This is a genomic window from Virgibacillus siamensis, from assembly GCF_039522605.1.
GTDB classification, from domain to species: Bacteria; Bacillota; Bacilli; order Bacillales; family Amphibacillaceae; genus Lentibacillus; species Lentibacillus siamensis.
Genome location: NZ_BAAADS010000025.1, coordinates 376,773 through 400,346, shown reverse-complemented (window position 1 = coordinate 400,346; position 23,574 = coordinate 376,773). Strand labels below are relative to the sequence as shown.

Genomic DNA, 23,574 nt, shown 5'->3' with positions numbered 1-23,574 from the left:
GGATAAGTTATGATAGGAGCCAAAGACAGTGTTTCATCACTAATGGTGTTCATACTGATTACTGCTTCACAGGTTGGGGTAGGGGTGCTGGGTTTTCAAAGCTATATCATTAAGTATGCTGGTCACGATGCCTGGATGTCTCTGCCCATAGCGGGTGCCGGTATCAGTTTTATAATAATGATCATGTATGCCATGTTGAATCATGACGAGCAAGGGGACATCGTTTCCATTCATTCATTTGCACTGGGCAAGTGGATCGGGACAGTTTGTACTACTCTTTTCGCCGTTTATTTATTAACAATGGCAGTTGTTGTTATGCGCACATATCTGGAAATTATCCAGGTATGGATGTTCCCGCATATGAGTCTTTGGGCTGTGTTATTGTTTATTCTCCCGTTGGTATTTTACATTATTGGCGGTGAATTCAGAATTGTTGTCGGGGTTAGTTTTTTCGGAGTTGTTTATCCTTCTTTATTGATCTTGTCATTCTTTTTCCCGTTGCAGTATGCCCGTATGTCCAACATTATGCCGTTTTTTGATCATTCGATTATTGAAATTATCCAGTCCAGTTCGCTGGCAATTTTAAATTTTATGGGCTTTGTCACATTATTGGTCTTCTATCCATTTATCCAAAAGGCACAGCATTCACAAAAATTTGCCCACTATGGCAATCTGTATACAACGCTTTTTTATACATTCGTCTGTTTCATATCATTCGTTTATTATAATCAAGCCGAACTGAAAGAAATTATCTGGGCAACGTTAGGTTTATGGAAAATTATAGAGTTGCCTATTTTGGCCCGGTTTGAATACTTCGGCATTGCCACACTGTTCTTTTCCATCCTGCCCAATATTGCGTTATATACATGGGCATGCGGTCGAACCCTGTCCAGACAGTTTCAAATTTCTCAGCGAAAAATCAGCTATGTTTTACTTGCGATTATTTTTATTTCCTGCCTTTTTTTTGATGACCGGGCTGAGATTGGGGTATTAAATGATCTAACGGGGAAAGTAGGCAGTTATTTTCTGTTTATCTATATACCAATTCTGTTTCTGCTGCATTGGATTCGCAGAAGGGTGAAAAAACATGCGTCGTAAATATGCTGTTATTTTGTTGTTTGTAGCAGTCAGCCTGTTTATTAATTTCAAAATGCCAAAACAGGTGATTGATCAAATATTAATGGTGACCGTCGCCGGGTATGATTATGTGGATGAGGATTCAATTCGTGGGACGGTTGTTGCTCCCACCTATTTAGAGGAGGGACAATTGGTTGATTTAATATATACGGATACAGCTTCCATGATTTATGAGAACAGGAATAAGTTAAATCGCCAGGCATCAGAATCACTATTGAATGGGAAATTGGAAGTGGTGCTGTTTAATAGGGAACTCGCCCAAAAAGGATTAAGTAAGTACATCGATTATCTGATAAGAGATCCGAGCATTGGAACGCAATTGAATTTGGCGATTGTGGAAGGGTCCACCCATGAGATGCTGACATCCATTAAAGCAAAGAAGGGTGCAGGGGTTTTTTTGTCTGATTTAATTGAACATAATATTGAAAACGGCAATATGCCAATTGTAAATTTAAAACAATTTAGTTCAGAAGTCGCCAGTAAAATCATAGACCCTTATTTACCGATAATAAAACTGAAAAATGGAGTGCCGAAAATAACCGGTCTGGCACTTTTTAACAGCGATCAGTACGTAGATAAACTTCCGCCGGACCAAGTTATGTTGTTTAAAATGCTTCATGAAACCCTGCGGGATGGAACATATTTTTTAGAAACAAAAAATTATAATGCTGCTATTCAGAATGTCGATTCCACCAGGGAAGTGGAGGTTATGAAAAAGAACGGTAAATTGAAAGTGAACTTCACATTGAAGATTGACGCTGTCGTAAGGGAATTTACCGGGAAAGGCGGCCTGAAAAAGAAAAAAGAGATTAAAAATAGGTTTCAAAAGGAGATCAGTCGCAAATCTGTGCAATTAATTAAAAAGCTGCAGGAGATGGAAGTGGATCCCCTTGGCGTTGAAGAGATCGTAAAAAGCAGATACAGGGGGTATAATAAAAAAAGATTTGAAGAGACGTATCCTAGGATGGAAATTGATGTGGACACGGAATTTACCCTCTCGGAATTCGGAACACGCAGATAAGATCGGTTCGTTTTGTTAAAAGGCAGTAATTTGATAAACTGACGGCACAAGAGGAGGTTAATGATTGATGGCAAAATTATCGGGCAAGACGGCAGTAGTTACCGGAGCGAGCAGCGGTATTGGGGCAGAAATCGCAACCCATCTGGCAGCAGAGGGTGCAAACGTTGTACTTGCTGCCCGTCGTAAGAATATGCTTAATGAGCTGGTGCAATCAATTAATGAAAATGAATCCGGCGATGCAATAGCAGTTGAAACGGATGTAACAAATAAAGATGAAGTGGACCTGCTTGCTGAAAAGGCGGTTAATACCTTTGGCAAGGTGGATATTTATGTAAATAACGCTGGTCTGATGCTTTTGTCAAAGGTTCAAAAAGGGCATGTGGATGAATGGGATCAGATGATTGATGTAAATATCAAAGGGGTATTGTATGGCATTAATTCCGTTCTGCCGAAAATGCTGGAGCGGAAAAACGGACACCTGGTCAATGTTTCATCGGTTGCCGGACATGAGGTTTCCAAGGTCAATTCGGTTTACAGTGCGACAAAATTTGCTGTACGCGCATTGTCGATGGGGCTGGAAAAGGAACTGGCCAGAACTGGCGTCAGGGTAACAAATATTTCACCTGGAGCGGTTGATACAGATCTTGCCTCACGGGGTACTGATGAAGAGATAATCAGTAAGATAAAGGAAAGCAACAGAAAGCTTAAGTCGGACGACATTGCCCGTTCGGTTGTTTATGCTGTGACACAGCCTGACTACGTGAATGTCAATGAGATAACCGTACGGCCGGTGTGAGCTTATATTTCAATGCAACAATAAGTGCAACTGAGGTTGTCGCCTAAAGGCTTGGTGACAACCAAGTTTTCTAATAACGTCAGAAAGTATAAATTATGGTTGACCTTATAAGAAAAACTTCGGCAATCGCTTTAAGACGAGGCGAATGCCGAAGTTTTCTAACATTCTTTCTTCAGCACCTCGTCAACATTGGCATATTTCTTTTCAAAATCCAAATGCACGACCTCCCATAAATATAGGGAAGCAGTGGTGAGATATGGACTCCATTGACGTTCTTTTTCAATTAAAAGGTCGCGGCGTTCAGATTTGTCAACGCCATACAGCCATTTTGCCCCACGTTGAATACCGATATCATCAACCGCGAGCACATCCATCCGCCCTAATGAAAAAATCAGAAACATTTCGGCGGTCCATTTACCAATCCCCTTAATACTTGTCAGTTGCTTGATAACCGCATTATTGTTGAGCTCATGCAATGTGTCAAGATTCACTTCATTTTGTTTTACTTTTGCAGCCAGGTCACGTAAATAAGTAACTTTGCGGGCTGACAATCCAATTTCACGAAGATTTTCATCAGCTTTGTTTAGGATGGAATCTTCTGTAATGGTGTTGTTCAGTAATGTTTGGAGCCTTGTAAAAATTGCCTGTGCGGCAGATACTGATATTTGCTGACCAATCATGGATCGGACAAGTGATTTGAAAAGGTCTGGCCGCATATCAGCTTCGACATCTCCAATTGTCTTTATCAATTTTTCCATTTGTTTATCCGCTTTGCACAATTCCACCGTATTATGATCATTTTGTTTGACGATTAATGTATGCATAATCCACCTCTTGTATGATTTTATGTATTTTCAAAAAATAAGTCGTATGATGAAGAATGTTAGCCTATTACAACAAACTTTGATATTATAGTGATGATATAGATTACTTGCATTATAAATGAATAATTGCATTTGAGGAAGGTGGATGTTTTATGGCTAAACCAAAAATAGTCGTATTGGGCGCTGGTTACGCTGGATTAATGACAACAAGACGTCTGACACAGAAACTCGGACCGGAAGAAGCGGAAATTGTGCTGGTAAACAAGCATAACTATCACTATGAAACAACATGGCTTCATGAGGTTGCCGCTGGTACACGCAATCAGAATCAGGCTCGTACAATGATTAGTGATGTTATCAATCCTAATCGCGTCAGTCTCATTTATGATGAGGTTGTAGAAGTGAAAAAAGAAGAGAATCGTGTTGTTTTGAAAAATAGTGACATTACATATGATTATCTTGTAATTTCACTCGGGTTTGAAACCAATACATTTGGTATTAAAGGAATGGAGAAAAATGCATTTTCCATTACAGATATCAATGCAAGCCGTATGATTCGTGAACACATTGAATATCAGTTTGCCAAATACAGCACTGCTGCCAAGAAAAATGATGATGACCTGACAATTCTCGTTGGCGGCGGCGGATTTACCGGTATTGAATTTGTCGGTGAACTTGCTGAAAAAGTTCCTGAGCTTTGCAAAAAGTACGATATTGACCGGAGTAAAGCACGTATTATCAACGTCGAAGCAGCTCCGCGGATTCTGCCTGGCTTCAATGAAGATTTAGTGGCGTATGCGAAAAAATCATTGCAGGATCGGGGCGTCGAAATAAGAGAAGGTGCGAAAATCTCTGAATGTAAAAAAAGCAGCTTTGTCATCGGTGACGAAGGTGAGGAAATCAAAGCAGGTACGATTGTTTGGACAGGCGGTGTAACAGGAAGTTCTGTGCTGAGCAAGTCCGGATTTGAAATAACGAAAGGTAAAGTAACCGTTGATTCAGACTTACGTGCACCTGATGAAGAAAATATCTTTATTATCGGTGATTGCGCATGGGTCATGAACAAAGAAGAAGGACGTCCATTCCCGCCTACAGCACAAGCTGCAATCCAGCATGCTGATACATGTTCATCGAATCTGAAAGCATTGCTTCAAAATGGACCGCTGGAAGAGTTTGTGTTTGATAATAAAGGTACGGTTGCTTCCCTTGGGTCTAAAGATGCAATGGGTACGGTATTTGATGACCACCTGCTGTACGGAAAACAGGCCTCTGCCATGAAAAAAGTTATCGATAACCGTTCACTGTTCTTGCTTGGAGGACCTAAACTTGTCCTTAAAAAAGGGAAAATGCGCTTGCTTTAATTAATGAGGAGGGACATTCTTATGAAAAATGGAATATTACTGGTGTTCTTGCTTACAATTGCATCATTTGTAGGGTATAGAGCAGCAACAACATGTCTTGAGGAAACAAGAGATTTCCGTTGAAAAATAATCAGCCATCCCGCTTTAATCGGCAGGGTGGCTTTTCTATTTTTTTATAACTTTTGTGTTCAACCATGTAGTTGAAGTAAACTGCGACACAGTATGATGTTCTACCACCGCTGCGGAAATACACGTCGCTTTCACTTCCAGCATAAGTGCACTCAATGTGATTATTATCACTGAATCCACGGTAGATATGCGTTACGATGAAGCTAATAAAGGAGGGCTTTCTATGAGTATGGGATTAATCATATTGCTCGTTTTTTTATTTGCTGCTGCCTTAATCGGAACGCTTTTTGCTTTTAAACAGGAAGAAAACAAAATGAAACGGTATGAGGAAGAAGGAGATACTGTCGAGGACCAATTAAGGCGTTCACATGAGTATGAGACGGTTTCCCTTAAATCGAATTTGCCGATCCAGGTTGCCATCTATTCGGTAACGATTGTTTTGTCGCTGGTTGTTTTTGCCTTTTATATTTTTTAGTGATTCACATGTTTTCCGGTAAGTTTCGAATACTACAGACAGGAGGTGGTTGTTATGAAGACCATTATCCTGTCTTTTGTTTTTGCATCCATGACTTTGGTTAATAGTGATGGGGATGCGGTTGATGAATTGGACAGGAAAGATTTTAAATTGAGCTATTTGGATGAGGCATTTATTAATGATGCCAAGCTGGAAGTCGAAATGGACGTGTTGGAGGAAAAAGTGCGCAAGGACCCTACCAATGCCAAGCTCAATGATGCTGGTGAAATTATCCCGGAAAAACCCGGTCAGCGTCTGGATCGGTATAAGTTTCGTCAGCTTTTTCAGGAATATTTTTATACCGGAAAAAAGTTAACAACCGAGTTACCTGTTGAGAAAGTGTACCCCAGGGTTGACAGTGAGCTGATTGCGGAAATCAGGGAGCAGAAAATAGGTGATTATGTCACGTATTTTAAACCTTCCAACAAAGAACGATCCCATAACATTGACCTTGCTGCTGAAGCGATTAATAATCATGTCGTTTTTCCCGGCGAATCATTTTCTTTTAACAATGTGGTTGGTAAGCGGACGGAGAAAAAAGGATACAAACGTGCACCGGTGATTGTCAAGGGGGAACTTTCTGAAGATATTGGCGGCGGAATCTGTCAGGTCTCGTCAACACTTTACAACGCCGTGGATCTAGAAGGGATTCAGATAACAGAACGGTATTCTCACAGCCGTCGTGTGCCATATGTACCACCCGGACGTGATGCTACTGTGAGCTGGTATGGACCGGATTTTGAGTTTAAAAATAATTATAAACGCCCACTGTTAATCAGGGCATTTGCAAAGGATGGAAAGATGCATGTCAGTATTTACTCCTCCGATGCGTTATGAGTTAGTCTGAATAAATGCCATTACTAACTAATCAAGATATCCCCAAGGATTTGCTTTATTTTAGCATAACATTTGGTTAAAATTTAGAGTGGAGGGGATTGACTAATGGACATTTTAAATTTGGAAGAACTTGTTACGGACGATGTATCAGATGAACTGAGGGGGCGAATGGTTGAGCTGCTGGATGAATTGAAGGAGAATCATTATCCCAACGTATTGACTAAGTTATACGGAATATATGAAATGGACGAAGTGGATGAAAAGCTAACTGATAACCTGAAACTGATTGAAGCAATCTGTCATGCGCAAATTGGCGAATCGAAACAGGCATCGGAAATTTTGCGGCGTCTATTTAATGACAATCCCGACCTGGACATGCTGATGCAGATCGGGGAACTGGCGTATATATGTGACTATAAGCTGGCCCGCCGGATTATGAGTGCTGCTGTGAAACAAGTGGACGAAAAAGATATTGATCGTATCCGTGTCGCCCGTTGTTATCTTATTCTTGGTGAAACGGAGGAAAAACTGGACAAAATGACACGTGCGATTAAATATTTTAAACAAGGGCTTACCTATTTTGAGGATGCGGATGAGCGGGCCCACCACATGATTCTGTATCTGCATTTTAAAATTGGCATGCTATATTCCACGCAAAACAAGGAAGATGAGTCAGTCGAATATTTAAATAAGGTGATTGATATGGCCGGTGATAATGAGCCGGAAATGAAAATCAGAAGCCTTGTCAGCATCGCCAAAACATACGGAAGCATGAATAAATCTGAAAAAGTACTGCCATATTTGGAAGAGGCACTGGAACTGCTTCCGGGGTCTAAGCTGGAGAATTCACTCGCACATGCCGAGGCACTGACTGAAATGGCCTTTTATTATTTTAATGAGTCTGAATTGGCTGAGGCTGTACCGTACTACAAGCAGGCCATCCAAATGTACCGTAAGCTTGATTATGTTTCCCACCGTCAGATAGGTATGATCTATATGCAATATGCGTATTGTCTTGAGCATAAGGAAGACGAAAATATCAGACAGGCTGCGGACAACTATGAAAAAGCTATTGATCGTTTGGAAAAAGCACAGGACCGGCAGCTTCTGGAAAATGCACTCGCAGATGTAATTGCTTTTTTCAATGCACATCATTACGATAAGAAAAAACGCTATTATGAGGATAAATTTGTGAAAATGAGTAACTCCTATTCTTCCTGATGAACTTGACAGTGTGATGATTTGCCAGTAGTATGTAATTGAGATTGAGAATCTTTATCAATTAAGCGAGTGTCATGCAGAAATACATAATGAGATATAGTTGATACGCATGGCATTCGCGATTGATTTTGGCAAACTATTTGAATAGGAGTGGGGCTTATGAAGAAACTGGTTGTTTTTGCATTTATTTTTTCGATATTCTTATTGGCCGCGTGTGGCGGTGAAGGTAAAGAAGAACAAGCGGGCAATGATAACAATTCGAACGAAGAGGCACGTAAGATTACCATTGAAGATGCAATGGGAAAACAGACAATTGAAAGAACGCCGGAAAATATTGTAGCCCTGGAGTGGACTTATGCTGAAAATCTGCTTGCATTGGGAATTCAGCCGGCGGGTGTTGCCGATCTCGATGGATTCCATCAATGGGTTAACATTGATAAGGAATTCGACGAGAGTGTCAAAGATGTTGGAACACGCCAGGAGCCGAGCTTGGAAGAAATTTCTCGGCTGAATCCGGATTTGATTATCGCGGTTAAATTCCGGCATGAACAGTATTTGGATAAATTAAAGAAAATTGCCCCGGTTGTTACATTTGCACCATATAGCGAGGAGGCATCCAAAAACCAACTGCAAAACATGATCGACGAATACAAAACACTTGCCAAAATTGTTGACAGACAAGATAAAGCGGAGCAATCGATTGCGGATATGAATGCATTTTTTGATAAACAGAAGCAGCGTGTCGCCGATGCAGGTCTTAAAGGTGAAAAATATGTGGCAACACAGGCGTTTACTGCTCAAAATACACCAACCATCCGGATTTTCACCGATAATTCAATGGTTTCACAAGTTATGAGCAGACTTGGTTTTGAAAATGCCTATGAAACGGATAAGACCGAACAATATGGTTACACTCAGGCTGGGGTGGAAGCCTTGCAAACGTTCCAGGATCAGAAGCTGCAATTTTTGTATATTGTGCAAAACGATGACAATATTTTTGAAAATCAGCTGAAAGGTAACCCGGTATGGGAGAATCTCAGCTTTGTAAAAAATGGTAATACGCATAAATTACCTGGTGATACATGGACATTTGGCGGCGTTTTATCGGCAAAAGTTTTAGCTGAACAGTTAGCTGATGCCATGGTAAAAGAGTGATTGGATGAGCTACGCAATTCGTAAAACAATGGCAGCGGTTCTTACCTTTGGTGGAGGAACCGCGCTTTTGTGCATATTAACATTTATACATATCAATCAGGGAAGTGTATCAATTCCTGCTGGTACGGTAATGGACGCGATTTTTGCCCCTGAAAACAACCTGCAGCATCATACAATACGCATGCTAAGGCTGCCACGTGCTATGATGGGCATTATTGCCGGTGGTGCACTTGCTGTTGCTGGGGTTGTACTGCAGACGGTTACAAAAAATCCGTTGTCATCAGCAAGCACCCTTGGTATTCATTCCGGAACCTATTTTGCGGTTGTATTTTGTACCGTCTTTTTTCCAGCACTATTAGTTGGAAATGGAATATTGGCAGCATTTTTGGGAGGAATTGCAACATTTCTGGTGGTGTTTCTTCTGTCAGGAGGCAGAAATGCCAAGCCGGTCCGCATGGTTCTGGCGGGTATGATTGTTACCTTTTTATTTTCATCGCTGACCAGTCTTCTGCAAATCTTTTATGAAAATGAGACTGCTGGACTGTTTCTGTGGGGATCAGGTACTTTAGTACAAAATGACTGGAGCGGGGTGAAGTTTTCCATTCCATTTGTTGTTGCCGGCTTGGCTGTTCTGTTGATCATGTCGGTTAAGATGGACACACTCACGCTGGGTGATGATGTTGCGACGGCATTGGGACAGAATGTGAATATTATTAAGTTTATAACGGTCATTGCTGCAGTACTGCTCACCTCTGTAACCGTCAGTGTTGTCGGTCCAATCGGATTTATCGGACTGGTTGCTCCACATATCATAAAGCTGATTGGATATCGAAAGCATTTTCCGTTACTGATAGCTTCATTCATTTGGGGCGGGAATGTGCTCTTGTTTGCGGATATACTTGCACGGATAATTGATCCATCGTTTTCTGAACTTCCAGTCGGTGCTGTTACTGCACTAATTGGAGCTCCATGGCTCATTTATCTAGTATTGCGGATGCGTAAAACGAATTACGGGAATGAAAATACTGCTGTCATGGCTGGAAAGATGACCGGTGGAAAGTCGTTGAAGCTGGTCATACCGATTTTGATTGCGATTATTCTTTTAACGTTGTTTATAAGCATGGCATCCGGAAATTACGGATTCGAACCGGTTCTGTTGTGGAACACATTCTTTGGTGAGTCTAATGAATTCATGCGTGAACTGATACTGGACCTTAGACTGCCGCGTGCACTGGTTGCATTGCTTGCCGGAATGGTACTGGCCGTCAGTGGACTGATTTTTCAGGGCGTCCTGCGAAATCCGCTTGCTGATCCATCGGTAATCGGAATTACATCTGGTGCAGGAGTCGGTGCGTTGCTGACCATGTATGTCTTCGGTGTATCGGCATTGTGGGTTCCTTTTGGGGCAATGGTTGGATCGTTCGTATTTTTTCTGATCGTGATGTTTCTTGCTGTTCGCGCGCAGTTTCAGCCAACCATATTGGCGCTGCTCGGTATTGGTGTATCGGCATTCGGTTCGGCAATCATTCAAATTCTGGTAGTACAGGCTGATTTGGGTGTGGCGTCAGCATTAACATGGTTATCTGGATCAACATATGCAAGAGGCTGGTCCGAGTTGTTTGATTTTCTGATCTGGCCGGTCATCATTTTATTTCCGATCCTGCTTATGCGCATACGTGTTCTTGATACGTTATCACTTGGTGATGATACCGCAAAAGGATTGGGATTGAATGTCATGCCTGCCCGGTTCCAGCTGGCACTGCTCGCGACATTGCTTGCTGCATGCAGTGTAGCTGCGGTAGGGGCAGTTGGCTTTGTTGGGCTGATTGCACCGCATCTGGCCAGACTTCTCGTTGGTCCGGCTAATCAGCGTCTGCTGCCGGTGACAATTCTGGTCGGTGGAGCATTGCTGGTTGCAGCTGAGGTGCTTAGCCGAACCTTGCTTGCTCCGAATGAGATTCCGTCCGGTATTCTGGTTGCTATCATCGGTGCACCATACTTCCTTTGGCTAATGAAAAAAAGAGCGTAACAGTTAAGTAGAACGGTTGATACTAAATAGGCATGACAATCTAAAAAACGTGCGCTCCGGGACAGGAGCGCACGTTTTTGCGCAGAATTTTTACTGCATTAGCGTACAATGAATTTTTTATTCATTATTTTTAATCCAATTGATCAAGCCGCCTTCCAGCAAAATATCTTTCTGACGAGGTGACAGATTGTGCTCAACGGTAATGGTTTCATTTTTATCTTTCAGCGTGACCTTCATTTTGCTGTTGTCCTTTTTGAGCTGCTCGTGCACATTATCCAATTTCAGGGTATCTCCGTCTGCCAGTTTGTCATAATCCGCTTCATCGGAAAATGTAAGCGGCAGCACACCGAAGTTTACAAGATTTTGCCAGTGTATGCGTGCAAAGTCTTTAACAAGTGCCACTTTCAGTCCCAAATATCGTGGTGCCAGTGCGGCGTGTTCCCGGCTTGAACCTTGCCCATAATTGTAACCGCCAACAACTGCATGGCCGCTGTTTTCTTTGGTGTCTTTCGCGCGTTGAACATATCCGGTGTCGACACCTTCGAAGGTAAACTCACTAATTGCCGGCAGATTGCTTCGGTATGGAAGCACCCGTGCTCCGCCAGCTAAAATCTCATCCGTTGAAATATTGTCCCCGACTTTTAAAATAACCGGAATTTCCAGTGAATCCGGTAAATCACCCATGGATGGAATGGATACGATATTTGGTCCTTTTGTCAGTTCAACTTTCCGTGCTTCGTCAAGCGGAAGTGGCTTTTCCAATATTTGTTCCTCGACATTCGGGTCAGCCGGGTCCTTCACTTTCGGATAAGCAAAGTCTGCTGTTCTTGGATCGGTAACTTCGCCAAACAGTGCAGATACTGCGGCAGTTTCAGGGCTGCATAAAAAGACACTGTCTTCTTTTGTTCCGGATCTGCCGGGGAAGTTTCTTGGTGTTGTCCGCAGACTGTTTCGTCCTGACGCAGGTGCCTGCCCCATCCCAATACAGCCATTACATCCGGCCTGATGGAGGCGGGCATCTGCTTGCAGAAGACTGGCAATGTGCATCTCTTTTACTAGGTTTGTCAGCATTTGTCTGGAAGTAGGGTTAATATCATAGGATACACCATTTGCTACTTTCCGTCCTTTGACGATTTCAGCGGCAACAGCAAAATCCCGGTAGCCCGGATTGGCGGATGAGCCGATGTAGGACTGGTAAATGGGAGTGCCGGCAATTTCTCTGACAGGGACGACATTACCCGGACTTGATGGTTTCGCAATCAATGGTTCAAGATCCGATAAATTAATCTCGTCATGCAAGTCATAGGTTGCGCCATTATCTGCAGTAAGTTCAATCCAGTCGTTTTCCCGGTTTTGTGAACGTAAAAATTGCTTAACTTCCTGGTCAGATGGAAAAACAGTGGCAGTTGCCCCAAGTTCTGCTCCCATATTGGCAATTACGTGCCGATCCATTGCTGACAGTTGATCAAGGCCAGGTCCGTAGTATTCAATGATTTTTCCGACCCCGCCTTTAACATCATGACGGCGGAGCATTTCCAGAATAACATCTTTGGCACTAACCCAGTCAGGAAGTTCCCCGGTTAATTTCACACCCAAAATTTCCGGCATTTTAATGTAAAATGGTTCCCCCGCAATTGCCATGGCAACGTCAATTCCACCGGCGCCCATTGCGAGCATTCCCATACAGCCGTTTGCACAGGTATGACTGTCGGACCCGAGCAATGTTTTTCCTGGTATGGCCAACCGTTGCATATGAACAGGGTGACTGACCCCATTACCTGGACGGCTGTAGTACAATCCAAACCGTTGTGCAGCACTCTCCAGAAACAGGTGATCATCGGGGTTTTTATTATCCTCCTGAATCAGGTTGTGGTCGACATACTGGGCAGATGCCTCTGTTTTCGCGCGATCCAGGTTCATTGCTTCCAATTCAAGCATAACCATGGTTCCCGTGGCATCCTGTGTTAATGTCTGGTCAATTTTTAAACTGATTTCCTCGCCAGGGTCCATTTCCCCTGATGCAAGATGATTCTTAATCAGCTTTTTTGCGACATTCAAAGCCAAATGAAACGCCTCCTATTTTGCTAAATTTTATGTGTATATCAGTCTATACCCGTAAAAGCGGGAAGGTAAAACAAAAGAAGGACGCCACTCAGAGAATGGCGCCCTTCCATTAAGGCAATTATTAAGCTTTATGAGCTTCAATTTCAAAATTAACTTTTACTTCCTCGCCGACAAGTACGCCGCCGGTTTCCACTGCAGCATTCCAGGTCAGACCGAAATCTTTACGGTTGAATTTAGCAGAACCGCTGAATCCGGCAACTGTATCGCCGCTCATTGGATCTTTACTTTCGCCTTCAAATGTAACATCAGCTGTAACCGGTTTGGTAGTGCCGCGGATTGTAAGGTCACCGGTCACTTCATAATCATTTCCGGATTTTTTCTTGACGTCAGTTGCTTTAAACGTGACTTTTGGATGATTTTCCACATCAAAGAAATCGGCTGAGCGCAAGTGATCGTCACGATCTTTGTTCCGCGTGTCAATACTTGCTGCATCAATTGTCAACTCCACTTTTGAATCAGTCAGGTTGTCTACATCAGCTTCAATAACAGCATCAAAGTCGTTGAACGCACCTTTTGCTTTTGAAATCATCATATGTTTTACCTGAAATCCTAGTTCGCTGTGAACTGTGTCTACATTATACGTTGTTTTTGTCATGATAATCCCTCCAAAAAAACTATATACTTACTTTATGTAACTAAGTATATAATTATAAATTGCTAATGTCAAGTAATTACAAGAAAAAATTTTGATTTCAAAATAAGTTATACCCGTTTATTGATAGTCATAAACATTTCTGCCATGCTATACTAAAATAAAAAAGAGGGTTTAAGTTATGAAACAATTAAGCGTCATACCTTGTGGCAGAAAAAAGATCTGGGACAGATATGAAAATACTGGAGCGGTAACGGCCCGAGAAGCGTACATTGGTACATTACACCATTTGTGCCGTAACTATGCCGAGGCGTTTACCGATGCCTGGGTGGTTTTATCGGCCAAGCATGGATTTCTGTTTCCAGAGGATATTGTTCCCGGACAATATAATGTTACATTTAATCAAAAAAGTGATGAAATTATAACCGGTGACAATTTACGGGCGCAGGTAAGAAAAAAACAGCTTGATCAGTTTGACATGCTGGTGGTACTGACTGGCAAAAAGTACAAACCGGTTATAAACAGTGTTTTTGATAGTGATCACCGACGAATCTATCCATTACTGCAGTACAGCGGTATAGGCTACATGCAGCAGGCACTGAAAAAGGCGGTTCAGGAAAATGAGCCAATTCACATGAAGGACAGGAGTTCGTAAATATGGATCGAATGACATTTATTATTGCAGTTTTACTCATCTACATGATTTACATAACATATAAGCACAGGGACACTTTCAGGAAATTGTCCTTCCTCCAGAATATGGGGGTTCTGATTACGTTTTTGGTGGCGATTGCTATTTTTGGAAGCCTCTTTTATTTCGGTGTAAACTACTTGTCAGATTTATCGTCCAGCTGGTTTGTTGATGTCATTGTTAAGGTTGTTTATGCCTTCTTTGTGATGATCAGTGGTGTAATAGCATTCAGTGCAGTTGTTTATAAGATATCGAATGGATTACTGCCGGTTCAGCGCAACCGGCAGTAATCCAGATCCCTCACAATTTTGTGGGGGTTTTTTATACCCGGTTTAGTGAGATAGACAAGCTAAATCTGCTGGAGGACTTTTTACTTTAGAGATGCTTGCCACCTTTTACGCCTTGCGTCCGATACTATAGATGAACAGGTAATCACAATTTCCTCCTCTATAAATGAAAAGGAGGAGTAACATGAAACCAATACTTATTATTGATCCGGGACATGGCGGAAGGGATCCTGGCGGCGGATCGAACAGTCACTGGACTGAAAAAAACCTGAATTTATCCATTTCGCTTTATCAGTATGAACGATTTAAAGAACTTGGGATACCGGTTACACTTACGAGAGAAAGAGATGTGACACTGTTTCCGGCAAACCGGACTCGAATGGTACGTGCGAGCGGTGCGGAATATTGCCTTTCCAATCATATCAATGCAGGTGGCGGTGACGGCACAGAAATGATTCATTCGATTTATGGGGATAAAGATTTTCCAGAGCAGCTTGCGAATGGTCTTCGTAATGCCGGCCAAAATGTGCGGAGAATCTTTACACGGGCATTGCCCGGGAATCCTCAGTTGGACTTTTATTATATGAATCGTAATACCGGACGCGTAAAAACAGTTATTATCGAATACGGTTTCGCTGATTCAACGGCAGATGATGTGCGTCAACTGAAACAGCACTGGAAAAAGTATGCTGAAGCGATAGTGAAAGCATTTTGCCTGTATATCAGTCATCCGTATAGAAAGGTAAGTGGAAAAGCAACTGCTGAAGAGGAACGAAAAAAATTTCTCCAGCTGCCGTCAAAGGCAAAATCATGGCGGGTTTATCCATTGAAAGTTGCGCCTGTCAAAGGGAATGAGAAAGGGTTCCTGCGGCCAGCAAAATTTGGCGGTCTCACGTATGAAGTCCTGAGTAACCCAGAGCCGCATGTCTACATCATTCAAACACGTGACTTCGGAAAAGTACAAATATACGCACACCCATCAACCGGCGCTGCATTGTCGTAATTTTGTAGTAGAACACAGTATTATGTTCTACCGCCGCTGCGGAAATACACGTCGCTTTCACTTCCAGCATAAGTGCGACATCAGCTCAAGAAAACCACTTTCGCTGTGTCTGCTTTACCGTGGGCGGCTGATGAGCCTCTTCGTGTTATCGCACTTCAATTCATCAACCAAAAGCCTGGATTATTCCGGGCTTAAAATTATTAGGTCATAATGACTACTGAACAATGATAAGTTTTTCGCTATACTAAATATATAGAAAATTATAAACAAAAAAGGGGAGATTTGATGCAGCGAATAACGTATAACCCTGCATGGGATATTGATGTGATTTTTCCAGGGGGAAGTGACTCCACAGAATTACATACATATATGAGTGATATCAAAAAGGATTTGCAAGCGCTTGCGAATGCGGTTGAGAAATTTGATCCGGTTCAGATAAATCGTTCTGAAGAAATAAAGAAAATGGCTGATTTACTTGAGGATACACAAAATAAAATGGGGGAAGCATTTGCATTCATCAGCTATATCAATGCACAGGATGTTCATGATAAGAAAGCAAGTCTGCTGGTTGGAAAAAGAAGTGAACTGCGCGCGGAAATGGAAGCTGTAAAAACACACTTTGAACAGAAATTAACAGTTATTCACGATGAAAAGTGGGATGAACTGCTAACTGATCCGGAAATTCAAGACTTGGCTTTTGTATTAAATGAATATCGGCATAATGCAAATGAAAAGTTGTCGGAAGACGAAGAAAAACTGATTAATGATTTATCCGTTGATGGATATCATGCCTGGAGCCAGATGTACGATACAGTGACAGCAAAAATTAGTGTTGAAATTGAGGAAGATGGCGGAACGAACTATTATTCTGTCGGTCAGGCATCTAATAAATTGGGTGATCCGGATCGTTCCGTCAGAAAGCATGTTTTCAAACATTTGGGCAAGGCATGGGAGGAGAATGCTGATTTTTTTGGACAGACATTGAATCACCTTGCCGGATTTCGGTTGCAGACATACAAACATCGTAACTGGAAGCATGTGCTAAAGGAGCCGCTTGCTATAAACCGTATGCAACAGGAAACGCTTGATGCGATGTGGGGTGCAATCAACCGGAATAAGCACCATTTCACGGCATTTCTGGAAAAAAAGGCGGAACTTCTTGGTCTTAACAAACTGAGTATGTATGATATTGGTGCTCCGCTCTCGGAAACTGTGAAAAAAACACCGTATACGGATGGAGCCAATTTTATTGTCGAGCAGTTCAGTAAGTTCAGTCCTAAAATGGCTGATTTTGCACAGATGGCTTTTGAAAAACAATGGATTGAAGCGGAAGATCGCCCTGGCAAGCGCCCCGGTGGGTTTTGCACGAGTTTTCCGGAAAGTAAACAAACGCGGATTTTTATGACATATTCCGGTACATCATCCAATATCGCAACTTTGGCACACGAACTTGGCCATGCATATCATCAGCATGTTATGAATGATATACATGGATTGAATCAAAGTTATGCAATGAATGTGGCAGAAACTGCTTCCACGTTTGCTGAGATGATTGTTGCCGATGCATCTGTTAAAAATGCACGGAACACAAAGGAAAAAAAGGAATTGCTGGAGACAAAAATTCAGCGCAGTATCGCCTTTTTCATGAATATCCAGGCTAGGTTTAATTTTGAACGAAGGTTTTATGAGGAACGGAAGCAGGGAATGGTTCCAGTAGAGCGTTTAAATGAATTAATGATTGATGCACAGAAAGATGCGTATGGAGATGCCTTGGAAGAATATGATCCGACTTTCTGGGCTTCCAAACTGCATTTTCATATCACCGGTGTTCCATTTTATAATTTCCCGTATACGTTCGGGTACTTGTTCAGTCTTGGCATTTACGCACATGCACAGGAATTGGGGGGCAATTTTGAAGATGATTATATTGCGCTGCTTCGTGATACCGGCCGTATGACGGTGGAAGATTTAGCTGCCAAGCATTTGAATGTTGATTTGACAAAGCCGGATTTCTGGGAAAGCGCGATCTCACTCTGTGTGAACGATGTAAATGAATTTTTGAAACTATAACAATCCGTTTGTTATTACCATTCAGTTAGGTTATAATACAAATAACATTAGAAAACTTGGTTGTCACCAAGCTTTTGGTGACAGCCTTCGTTACACTTATGCAGTAAGGGAGTTTTATACTCTTAACTGCTAAAAGGCAGATTAATAGAAGCCTGCAGGGGGAGCCGATTGGCTGAGAGTGAACGAGAAATTGTTCTTACCCTTCGAACCTGTTAGTTAATACTAGCGTAGGGATGGTGGCTTTTTTTGATGGATTAAAACTGTAATGTGAGTGGATTCCCCATCAGGAAGCTTCCCCTTGGCATTGCCTTTTTTGTGTAAAAAATTCCATCCGGCAGTTTTTGCCGATGGGAAAGGGGAGGTAGATTGAATGCGCTCCAAGCGTACACTTTTTTTGGTGGAAGTTCCTATTTTTACAGCACTGGCGTTATTGCTGGATACCATTCCATTTTTATCATTTAAAATATGGGCGCAAGGCGGTTCCGTTTCGTTTGCGATGATTCCAATTTTTATTGTTGCATTCCGATGGGGATTGAAAGGCGGCCTGCTGTCGGGATTTTTGTGGGGTGTGCTGCAAATCTTGTTTGGCGGATATATATTGACCCCATTACAAGGATTTCTCGATTACATTGTGGCATTTACAGTCCTTGGATTGGCCGGCGCTTTTGCAAAACCGGTTCAGAACGCTATTAATCATGACAATGGAAAGAGCAGCTTCGTTTATATTGCATTGGGTGTATTCATCGGTTCAGGATTACGCTTTTTGGCACACTTTACTGGCGGCATTGCATTCTTTGCGGAAGCGGCCCCTGATGGACAACCGGTTTGGCTGTATTCGCTGCTTTACAACGGTTCCTATATGCTGCCGTCATTTATATTATCTGCGGTCCTGGTGTTTTTGTTATTTTACAAGCAGCCGCGAACTTTAATTCAAACAACTTAATTACAATATTCCACTCACCGGAAATAGTCCTTTGCATGCAAGGGACTATTTTTCTATAATTAAGTCAGAGGTGATAATAATGAGAGAATTAATCGGGCAGTGCCAGTCCTGTGAGAAGAAGGTTTATTGTGAAAATGGTTTCTTTGACGGTGAACAGATTGGCGGTAAATTGTTGTGCAATAAATGTGCGGAGAAGGCAGAGAAAGAAGCATAAACTGGAAAAGATGAATTTCGGCACGTGCGTCTGAATATATCATCTACCAATAAAATATCACGTGGCAATAGAAGCTCCATTATACTTGACACCACTTTCTACCCATGTGCATAGGCTATAGCACACTAAAAAAGGAAGTGGTTGCAATGGAGCTGACTATTTCGCATTGGTTATATGGTTTATTCACGCTAATCATTATTTTAACAATGATTTTCCGAAAAGGTGTGGTGCTCCCTTCATTGCTGGGGACATTTGTCATCGCCTGGGTATATAACGGCAGTGTAGTGGATGGGTTTACTTCCATCTTTAATGCCAATCTGGTTGCGGCGAAAGAACTTTTCAGCATTTTCCTGATTATTACATTCATGATGGCATTACTGCACTCGCTTCGTGACCTTGGTGCTGATCGAAGAATGATTCAGCCGATTCAGAAGGTGATGATCAATGGCCATGTTTCGTTCTTTGTTTTGATAGCTGTAACGTATGTTATATCACTTTTCTTCTGGCCAACACCGGCAGTCCCTCTGATTTGTGCATTGCTCGTGCCGGCAGCAATCCGGTCAGGGTTACCGGCATTGCTGGCAGCGGTTGCTGTGGCTTTAGCGGGGCAGGGGATGGCATTGTCCTCAGATTACATTGTGCAGGTGGCCCCGAGTTTGTCGGCAAAATCGGCTGGAATTGATGTTGGCCTTATAACAGATAAGGCATTGATATTGTCGATTATTACCGGGGCTGTGGCAATAGGTCTTGCCTACATTATGTACCGGAAATCCATTCGGACAAAAGACAGTCCGGAAAATGAAGTGGAATTGGAGGCTATGCAGGCGACAAAAGAATCTGCAAACAAGAATCACGCCGCCCATCTGCATACATGGAGTAAATTGTTTGCGGTTCTTGTTCCGATATCGCTTTTAGCGGTAGTTATTTTCATGATGTATTCAAAACTGCAGGCAGGAAGGATGAGTGGTTTTGAAGGTGGTGATGGGGCAGCATTTATCGGTGGTGTAGCTGTTATTCTGCTATTGCTGTCAACGGTTGCATTCGGCCGGCACCATGCACTCGACTATATTAGTAATCATATTACGGAAGGTTTTGTGTTTGCTTTCAAGGCAATGGGGCCGGTAATACCGATAGCTGGATTTTTCTTCCTGGGAAGTTCAGATTTCTCCGGCAGCATTCTTGGAGTGGATGAAAATGCACCTGGGCTATTGTTTGACCTTGTTCAATCATCTCAGCAGTATCTTCCTGAAAGTGCACTGTTTGCCGCTTTCAGTATTCTTATCATTGGGATCATAACCGGACTTGACGGATCTGGCTTTTCCGGTCTTCCGTTGACCGGTGCACTTGCCTCATCATTAAGCAGCGGTTCCATTGATCCTGGTACACTTGCCGCAATCGGGCAGATGGGCTCCATCTGGACCGGTGGCGGAACGATTGTCGCATGGTCATCCATGATTGCAATTGCCGGTTTTTGCGGCGTTTCCGTCATGGAACTAGTTCGCAAAAATTTTTTCCGGTTATTCTCGGGTTGTTTGTATCTACTGTTTTGGCTGTTTTTCTGTTTTGACCATGATCGGCAGGCCTCCATCATAGTTGGAAATGATTCGCTTTTGTCACAGCATTTTTGATACACTCATTATATACTGAAAATTTTTAATGATGGGGGTTATGTTATGGCTCACAGTACTGCAGATATTGTGAAAGAATCGCTTGATGCACTGTTGGATGATACATCTTTTTTACCTGAATTGACGGGACAATCGAGACAAAAGGCATTTACTTCACTCGTTTCCATTTTATCCACTCCGAATCATGTCAGCAAATCCTTTTTACGGGTTACGATGGAAGATGAACAGGTTATCCGGATTCCCGCTTTCCGTGTACAGCATAATAATATTTTAGGTCCATACAAGGGAGGCATCCGGTTTCACGAATCGGTTGAGGAAGGTGAAGTGATAAACCTTGCCTCGCTTATGACGCTTAAAAATGCGCTGCATGAGGTTCCATTTGGCGGAGGTAAGGGTGGAATTGTTATTAATCCAAGGGAATTCAGTGTCAGGGAGCTCAATTTGATTTGTAAAAAATATGTTCAGTACTTTAGTGAAATTCTTGGACCGGACAAAGATATTCCAGCGCCGGATGTCGGATCCGGTGACAGGGAAATGGACTGGATGATGGGGGAATATAAGAGTATCCGGCCGGGGCTGCCTTATCGAGGAAGTTTCACTGGCAAGAGTGTTCTGAATGGCGGTTCACTAGGGCGAAGAGAAGCGACCGGCAAAGGTGTATATTTCACGTTTCGTTATATGCTTCATAACTTCGTAAACGAACAGGAGAAATGGCTTGCTGAACGGGATAATATTTTCGCCAAAACTGCACTGGAACATAAGGACAAAACGCTGACAATGGCAGTTCAAGGGTTTGGGAACGTTGGCTCGGTTGCAGCCTTGGAAGCTTTTCAGTGTAATTATCTGAATAACAAAATTGTGGCAGTCAGTGACCGGCATGTTACGCTGTATAATTCCGATGGCTTGGATATTCCGGCACTGGTAAAATACACATCTAATCGTGGTGGGGATTTGCCAGTCGATGACCATCAGCTTCAGGAAGCGGATGTTAAAGCCGAAATAAGGGATCGGGATGATGTCTTAACACTGGATGTTGATGTATTATGTTTGGCAGCACTTGGCGGACAAATTCATAAAGATAACGTAACCGATGTTAAAGCGAAGATCATTATCGAAGGAGCCAACGCCCCAATAACCACTGAAGCAGACCAGTATCTCAGTGAAAAAGGAATCATTATCGCACCGGATATTCTGACCAATGCCGGTGGTGTGATCGTTTCCTATTTTGAATGGCTTCAAGGCAGGGAGACACAGTTTTTCAGTGAGGAAGAAGTGTATAAACGCTTATTTGATAAAATGAAAAAAACATTTGATACCATTTTACCGCAGTTTTTCGGTGATCCATTTCCATTGCGTCAGAATTGCTATATTCATGCCGTAATGAAGATTTCCACCATTCTGTATCGACAGGGAAAATTATATTGATGAAAAAGACATTCTGCCTAGTGCGGAATGTCTTTTTCGATAAAGAGTTTGAATAATTGTTTTATTTAGATGATTGTGCTATTATTTCCCTTAATATTATTTTAAAATTCGTGACGTTTTCCAAAACTTCTAAGCTACTGCATACTTACTCAAAATTGTAACCGCTTTACGATTAACTGAAAACACAGGAATACACCATTAGATGGTGATTTCATAAATTTGTTAAGGAGTGAGATTATGAGTAAAGTGAAAAACCGGTGGCTGATAGCATTATCGGGAGTTGGAATACATATATGTATAGGTTCAGCATATGCGTGGAGTGTATTTACAAATCCCATGGCAAATGAATTTGGTTGGAGTACCAGCCAAATTTCGCTTGCATTCAGTATTGCTATTTTTCTGCTTGGGTTTTCAGCGGCTTTTATGGGAAAGTTTGTGGAGAAAAGGGGACCCAGGGTTTCAGGTATGCTGTCGGCGGCGTTTTTTGGTGTAGGAGTAATGGGAACAGGGTTGGCAACTTCTATGGAATCTTTGTTTATGATGTATTTTTTCTATGGTTTGATTGGTGGCATCGGACTTGGTATTGGCTACATTGCACCCGTTTCCACATTGGTAAAGTGGTTTCCGGATCATCGTGGTCTTGCAACTGGCTTGGCAATTATGGGATTTGGATTCGCGGCACTTATTAGCGGTCCCGTTGGAGAAGCGTTGGTCAGTTCGGTAGGCATTTCCAATGCGTTTTATATTATGGGTGCAAGTTATCTTGTCATTATGATGGGAGCATCGCAGTATTTAGCTCCACCCCCCAAGGATTGGAAACCTAAGGGAATGCAGGATCAAGCAGTAAACGAAAGTTCCGGAAAAGAGGATCTTTCACAGATGACAGCGAACGAGGCTGTTAAAACGAAACCGTTCTGGATGCTATGGACCATGTTGTTTCTTAATACAACGGCCGGTATCGCCATCATAGCGGTTGCATCGCCAATGGGTCAGCAAATAACAGGAATGTCTGCGGTAACAGCAGCCTCCATGGTTGGAATAATGGGCGTGTTTAATGGGGGCGGAAGACTTGGCTGGGCAACAATTTCCGATTACATAGGAAGACCTAATGTCTATTCGGTTTTCTTCATTATCGGTATCATTTCTTATTTTTCACTGCCAATCATTACATCGGTCATTCTGTTTGAAATTTTAGTGTTTGCAATCGTTTCCTGCTATGGCGGCGGTTTTTCATCAGTTCCGGCTTATATCGGTGATTTATTCGGGACAAAACAGCTTGGTGCGATACATGGATATATTTTAACAGCATGGGCTGTTGCGGGTGTCGTCGGTCCAATGCTGCTTTCATTAATCTATGATTCCACTCAAAGCTATCAGTTGACGCTATTAATATTTGGAATCATGCATATTGTTTCTCTGATAGTCTCCATTTGGATACGGGTGGAGATGAAGAAAATGAAAGAAAGTAACACGAATATAAACAATAATCATTCTTCCAAGATCATGCCATAAACTTATATGTTATAATATTCAGTGAATAGGAAAATTCAGGTTAAATCTAGAATTTGTCTGT

The 23,574-nt window shown here is 42.3% G+C and carries 20 protein-coding genes, 1 pseudogene and 1 riboswitch; of the genes and pseudogenes, 18 read left to right on the top strand and 3 right to left on the bottom strand.

Annotated elements, in window-relative coordinates; all coding sequences use genetic code 11:
- Positions 1–9: 9 nt before the first annotated feature.
- The 3 genes from ABD010_RS17190 (at position 10) to ABD010_RS17180 (ending at position 2,954) form a co-directional block, all read left to right on the top strand.
- Entirely contained in the window at positions 10–1,098 is a 1,089-nt protein-coding gene (locus ABD010_RS17190; RefSeq protein WP_343815913.1) for a GerAB/ArcD/ProY family transporter, read from the top strand.
- Complete coding sequence (locus ABD010_RS17185) at positions 1,088–2,158, top strand: Ger(x)C family spore germination protein (protein WP_343815910.1); 1,071 nt, start codon at positions 1,088–1,090, stop codon at positions 2,156–2,158. The genes ABD010_RS17190 and ABD010_RS17185 overlap by 11 nt, the downstream gene beginning before the upstream one ends.
- A 67-nt stretch (positions 2,159–2,225) precedes the next feature.
- Complete coding sequence (locus tag ABD010_RS17180; protein WP_343815907.1) at positions 2,226–2,954, top strand: SDR family oxidoreductase; 729 nt, start codon at positions 2,226–2,228, stop codon at positions 2,952–2,954.
- A 158-nt stretch (positions 2,955–3,112) separates the two neighbouring features.
- Here the strand turns inward: ABD010_RS17180 and ABD010_RS17175 are convergent, their stop codons facing one another.
- The gene (locus ABD010_RS17175; RefSeq protein WP_343815904.1) at positions 3,113–3,778 is read right to left on the bottom strand and encodes a DNA-3-methyladenine glycosylase family protein; all 666 of its coding nucleotides are present in this window, start codon (positions 3,776–3,778) and stop codon (positions 3,113–3,115) included.
- Between the two features lie 152 nt (positions 3,779–3,930).
- On the opposite strand from ABD010_RS17175, the gene ABD010_RS17170 reads away from it, so the two are divergent.
- From ABD010_RS17170 to ABD010_RS17145, 6 genes are all read left to right on the top strand, one after another.
- Positions 3,931–5,139, top strand: a complete 1,209-nt coding sequence (locus ABD010_RS17170) for an NAD(P)/FAD-dependent oxidoreductase (protein WP_343815901.1) — start codon at positions 3,931–3,933, stop codon at positions 5,137–5,139.
- Between the two features lie 352 nt (positions 5,140–5,491).
- The gene (locus ABD010_RS17165) at positions 5,492–5,743 is read left to right on the top strand and encodes a hypothetical protein (RefSeq protein ID WP_343815898.1); all 252 of its coding nucleotides are present in this window, start codon (positions 5,492–5,494) and stop codon (positions 5,741–5,743) included.
- A gap of 54 nt (positions 5,744–5,797) precedes the next feature.
- Positions 5,798–6,619 carry a VanW family protein gene (locus ABD010_RS17160; RefSeq protein WP_343815895.1) on the top strand — a complete coding sequence of 274 codons (822 nt, stop codon included), beginning with the start codon at positions 5,798–5,800 and terminating at the stop codon, positions 6,617–6,619.
- Between the two features lie 105 nt (positions 6,620–6,724).
- The gene (locus ABD010_RS17155) at positions 6,725–7,840 is read left to right on the top strand and encodes a tetratricopeptide repeat protein (RefSeq protein WP_343815893.1); all 1,116 of its coding nucleotides are present in this window, start codon (positions 6,725–6,727) and stop codon (positions 7,838–7,840) included.
- 159 nt (positions 7,841–7,999) lie between these two features.
- Positions 8,000–8,995 (top strand): ABC transporter substrate-binding protein, encoded by a 996-nt coding sequence (locus ABD010_RS17150; RefSeq protein ID WP_343815890.1) that lies wholly within the window; start codon positions 8,000–8,002, stop codon positions 8,993–8,995.
- Positions 8,996–8,999: 4 nt separating this feature from the next.
- Positions 9,000–11,024 (top strand): iron ABC transporter permease, encoded by a 2,025-nt coding sequence (locus ABD010_RS17145; protein ID WP_343815887.1) that lies wholly within the window; start codon positions 9,000–9,002, stop codon positions 11,022–11,024.
- Positions 11,025–11,141: 117 nt separating this feature from the next.
- Here ABD010_RS17145 and ABD010_RS17140 read toward each other — a convergent pair whose 3' ends face one another.
- Both ABD010_RS17140 and ABD010_RS17135 read right to left on the bottom strand, forming a co-directional pair.
- On the bottom strand, positions 11,142–13,088 hold the full coding sequence (locus tag ABD010_RS17140; protein WP_343815884.1) for an aconitate hydratase: 1,947 nt from the start codon (positions 13,086–13,088) through the stop codon (positions 11,142–11,144).
- A 121-nt stretch (positions 13,089–13,209) separates the two neighbouring features.
- Positions 13,210–13,743, bottom strand: coding sequence for a YceI family protein (locus ABD010_RS17135; protein WP_343815882.1), 534 nt, complete (start codon positions 13,741–13,743; stop codon positions 13,210–13,212).
- A gap of 178 nt (positions 13,744–13,921) precedes the next feature.
- On the opposite strand from ABD010_RS17135, the gene ABD010_RS17130 reads away from it, so the two are divergent.
- The 9 genes and pseudogenes from ABD010_RS17130 to ABD010_RS17090 all read left to right on the top strand — a co-directional run bounded on the left by ABD010_RS17130 (position 13,922) and on the right by ABD010_RS17090 (position 23,513).
- Positions 13,922–14,395, top strand: coding sequence for a DUF6884 domain-containing protein (locus ABD010_RS17130; RefSeq protein WP_343815879.1), 474 nt, complete (start codon positions 13,922–13,924; stop codon positions 14,393–14,395).
- Positions 14,396–14,397: 2 nt separating this feature from the next.
- Positions 14,398–14,721, top strand: coding sequence for a hypothetical protein (locus tag ABD010_RS17125; protein WP_343815877.1), 324 nt, complete (start codon positions 14,398–14,400; stop codon positions 14,719–14,721).
- Positions 14,722–14,902: 181 nt separating this feature from the next.
- On the top strand, positions 14,903–15,721 hold the full coding sequence (locus ABD010_RS17120) for an N-acetylmuramoyl-L-alanine amidase family protein (RefSeq protein ID WP_343815873.1): 819 nt from the start codon (positions 14,903–14,905) through the stop codon (positions 15,719–15,721).
- A gap of 285 nt (positions 15,722–16,006) precedes the next feature.
- Positions 16,007–17,791 carry a M3 family oligoendopeptidase gene (locus ABD010_RS17115; protein ID WP_343815870.1) on the top strand — a complete coding sequence of 595 codons (1,785 nt, stop codon included), beginning with the start codon at positions 16,007–16,009 and terminating at the stop codon, positions 17,789–17,791.
- A gap of 147 nt (positions 17,792–17,938) precedes the next feature.
- A riboswitch (TPP riboswitch) is annotated at positions 17,939–18,042 on the top strand.
- Between the two features lie 119 nt (positions 18,043–18,161).
- Positions 18,162–18,734 carry an energy-coupled thiamine transporter ThiT gene (gene thiT, locus ABD010_RS17110; RefSeq protein ID WP_343815867.1) on the top strand — a complete coding sequence of 191 codons (573 nt, stop codon included), beginning with the start codon at positions 18,162–18,164 and terminating at the stop codon, positions 18,732–18,734.
- 79 nt (positions 18,735–18,813) lie between these two features.
- Positions 18,814–18,948 carry a hypothetical protein gene (locus ABD010_RS17105; RefSeq protein ID WP_343815864.1) on the top strand — a complete coding sequence of 45 codons (135 nt, stop codon included), beginning with the start codon at positions 18,814–18,816 and terminating at the stop codon, positions 18,946–18,948.
- Between the two features lie 146 nt (positions 18,949–19,094).
- Positions 19,095–20,515, top strand: a pseudogene (locus ABD010_RS17100) (hypothetical protein).
- Positions 20,516–20,621: 106 nt separating this feature from the next.
- Positions 20,622–22,001 carry a Glu/Leu/Phe/Val family dehydrogenase gene (locus ABD010_RS17095; protein ID WP_343815861.1) on the top strand — a complete coding sequence of 460 codons (1,380 nt, stop codon included), beginning with the start codon at positions 20,622–20,624 and terminating at the stop codon, positions 21,999–22,001.
- 237 nt (positions 22,002–22,238) lie between these two features.
- Entirely contained in the window at positions 22,239–23,513 is a 1,275-nt protein-coding gene (locus tag ABD010_RS17090; RefSeq protein ID WP_343815857.1) for an L-lactate MFS transporter, read from the top strand.
- The last annotated feature ends 61 nt before the right edge of the window (positions 23,514–23,574 follow it).

What these genes read in the sequence shown, in the direction of transcription:
- ABD010_RS17190 (WP_343815913.1), top strand. Translation starts at nt 10, where the DNA reads ATGATAGGAGCCAAAGACAGTGTTTCATCACTAATGGTGTTCATACTG.
- ABD010_RS17185 (WP_343815910.1), top strand. Translation starts at nt 1,088, where the DNA reads ATGCGTCGTAAATATGCTGTTATTTTGTTGTTTGTAGCAGTCAGCCTG.
- ABD010_RS17180 (WP_343815907.1), top strand. Translation starts at nt 2,226, where the DNA reads ATGGCAAAATTATCGGGCAAGACGGCAGTAGTTACCGGAGCGAGCAGC.
- ABD010_RS17175 (WP_343815904.1), bottom strand. Translation starts at nt 3,778, where the DNA reads ATGCATACATTAATCGTCAAACAAAATGATCATAATACGGTGGAATTG.
- ABD010_RS17170 (WP_343815901.1), top strand. Translation starts at nt 3,931, where the DNA reads ATGGCTAAACCAAAAATAGTCGTATTGGGCGCTGGTTACGCTGGATTA.
- ABD010_RS17165 (WP_343815898.1), top strand. Translation starts at nt 5,492, where the DNA reads ATGAGTATGGGATTAATCATATTGCTCGTTTTTTTATTTGCTGCTGCC.
- ABD010_RS17160 (WP_343815895.1), top strand. Translation starts at nt 5,798, where the DNA reads ATGAAGACCATTATCCTGTCTTTTGTTTTTGCATCCATGACTTTGGTT.
- ABD010_RS17155 (WP_343815893.1), top strand. Translation starts at nt 6,725, where the DNA reads ATGGACATTTTAAATTTGGAAGAACTTGTTACGGACGATGTATCAGAT.
- ABD010_RS17150 (WP_343815890.1), top strand. Translation starts at nt 8,000, where the DNA reads ATGAAGAAACTGGTTGTTTTTGCATTTATTTTTTCGATATTCTTATTG.
- ABD010_RS17145 (WP_343815887.1), top strand. Translation starts at nt 9,000, where the DNA reads ATGAGCTACGCAATTCGTAAAACAATGGCAGCGGTTCTTACCTTTGGT.
- ABD010_RS17135 (WP_343815882.1), bottom strand. Translation starts at nt 13,743, where the DNA reads ATGACAAAAACAACGTATAATGTAGACACAGTTCACAGCGAACTAGGA.
- ABD010_RS17130 (WP_343815879.1), top strand. Translation starts at nt 13,922, where the DNA reads ATGAAACAATTAAGCGTCATACCTTGTGGCAGAAAAAAGATCTGGGAC.
- ABD010_RS17125 (WP_343815877.1), top strand. Translation starts at nt 14,398, where the DNA reads ATGGATCGAATGACATTTATTATTGCAGTTTTACTCATCTACATGATT.
- ABD010_RS17120 (WP_343815873.1), top strand. Translation starts at nt 14,903, where the DNA reads ATGAAACCAATACTTATTATTGATCCGGGACATGGCGGAAGGGATCCT.
- ABD010_RS17115 (WP_343815870.1), top strand. Translation starts at nt 16,007, where the DNA reads ATGCAGCGAATAACGTATAACCCTGCATGGGATATTGATGTGATTTTT.
- thiT (WP_343815867.1), top strand. Translation starts at nt 18,162, where the DNA reads ATGCGCTCCAAGCGTACACTTTTTTTGGTGGAAGTTCCTATTTTTACA.
- ABD010_RS17105 (WP_343815864.1), top strand. Translation starts at nt 18,814, where the DNA reads ATGAGAGAATTAATCGGGCAGTGCCAGTCCTGTGAGAAGAAGGTTTAT.
- ABD010_RS17095 (WP_343815861.1), top strand. Translation starts at nt 20,622, where the DNA reads ATGGCTCACAGTACTGCAGATATTGTGAAAGAATCGCTTGATGCACTG.
- ABD010_RS17090 (WP_343815857.1), top strand. Translation starts at nt 22,239, where the DNA reads ATGAGTAAAGTGAAAAACCGGTGGCTGATAGCATTATCGGGAGTTGGA.